General features: G+C 56.5%; 1 rRNA gene. It reads left to right on the top strand.

From position 1 onward, the window contains the following. Positions 1-1739, top strand: a 23S ribosomal RNA gene (locus ACFYVL_RS44620); the annotation flags it as partial.

Below are 1739 nucleotides of genomic sequence, written 5' to 3' on the forward strand. Positions count from 1 at the left end.
AGGGCCAACGCCTGCTGGGATGGGTAGGGGAGCGTCGTGTGCCGGGTGAAGCAGCCGCGGAAGCGAGTTGTGGACGGTTCACGAGTGAGAATGCAGGCATGAGTAGCGATACACACGTGAGAAACGTGTGCGCCGATTGACTAAGGGTTCCTGGGTCAAGCTGATCTGCCCAGGGTAAGTCGGGACCTAAGGCGAGGCCGACAGGCGTAGTCGATGGACAACCGGTTGATATTCCGGTACCCGCTTTGAAACGCCCAATACTGAATCAGACGATGCTAAGCCCGTGAAGCCGCCCTGATCTCTTCGGAGTTGAGGGGAGTGGTGGAGCCGGTGACCCAGATCTGTAGTAGGTAAGCGATGGGGTGACGCAGGAAGGTAGTCCAGCCCGGGCGGTGGTAGTCCCGGGGTAAGGGTGTAGGGCGTTGTCTAGGCAAATCCGGACAACACATAGCCTGAGACCTGATGCCGAGCCGATTGTGGTGAAGTGGATGATCCTATGCTGTCGAGAAAAGCCTCTAGCGAGTTTCATGGCGGCCCGTACCCTAAACCGACTCAGGTGGTCAGGTAGAGAATACCGAGGCGTTCGGGTGAACTATGGTTAAGGAACTCGGCAAAATGCCCCCGTAACTTCGGGAGAAGGGGGGCCATCACTGGTGAGAGCACTTGCTGCTTGAGCTGGGGGTGGCCGCAGAGACCAGCGAGAAGCGACTGTTTACTAAAAACACAGGTCCGTGCGAAGCCGTAAGGCGATGTATACGGACTGACGCCTGCCCGGTGCTGGAACGTTAAGGGGACCGGTTAGCTGCATTTCGGTGCGGCGAAGCTGAGAACTTAAGCGCCAGTAAACGGCGGTGGTAACTATAACCATCCTAAGGTAGCGAAATTCCTTGTCGGGTAAGTTCCGACCTGCACGAATGGCGTAACGACTTCTCGACTGTCTCAACCATAGGCCCGGTGAAATTGCACTACGAGTAAAGATGCTCGTTTCGCGCAGAAGGACGGAAAGACCCCGGGACCTTTACTACAGTTTGATATTGGTGTTCGGTTCGGCTTGTGTAGGATAGGTGGGAGACTGTGAAGCATGCACGCCAGTGTGTGTGGAGTCGCCGTTGAAATACCACTCTGGTCGTGCTGGATGTCTAACCTAGGTCCGTGATCCGGATCAGGGACAGTGTCTGATGGGTAGTTTAACTGGGGCGGTTGCCTCCTAAAGAGTAACGGAGGCGCCCAAAGGTTCCCTCAGCCTGGTTGGCAATCAGGTGTTGAGTGTAAGTGCACAAGGGAGCTTGACTGTGAGACCGACGGGTCGAGCAGGGACGAAAGTCGGGACTAGTGATCCGGCAGTGGCTTGTGGAAGCGCTGTCGCTCAACGGATAAAAGGTACCCCGGGGATAACAGGCTGATCTTCCCCAAGAGTCCATATCGACGGGATGGTTTGGCACCTCGATGTCGGCTCGTCGCATCCTGGGGCTGGAGTCGGTCCCAAGGGTTGGGCTGTTCGCCCATTAAAGCGGTACGCGAGCTGGGTTTAGAACGTCGTGAGACAGTTCGGTCCCTATCCTCTGTGCGCGTAGGAATATTGAGAAGGGCTGTCCCTAGTACGAGAGGACCGGGACGGACGAACCTCTGGTGTGCCAGTTGTCCTGCCAAGGGCATGGCTGGTTGGCTACGTTCGGAAAGGATAACCGCTGAAAGCATCTAAGCGGGAAGCCTGCTTCGAGATGAGTATTCCCACCCCC

Source organism: Streptomyces sp. NPDC004111, assembly GCF_042874215.1.
Classification (GTDB): domain Bacteria; phylum Actinomycetota; class Actinomycetes; order Streptomycetales; family Streptomycetaceae; genus Streptomyces.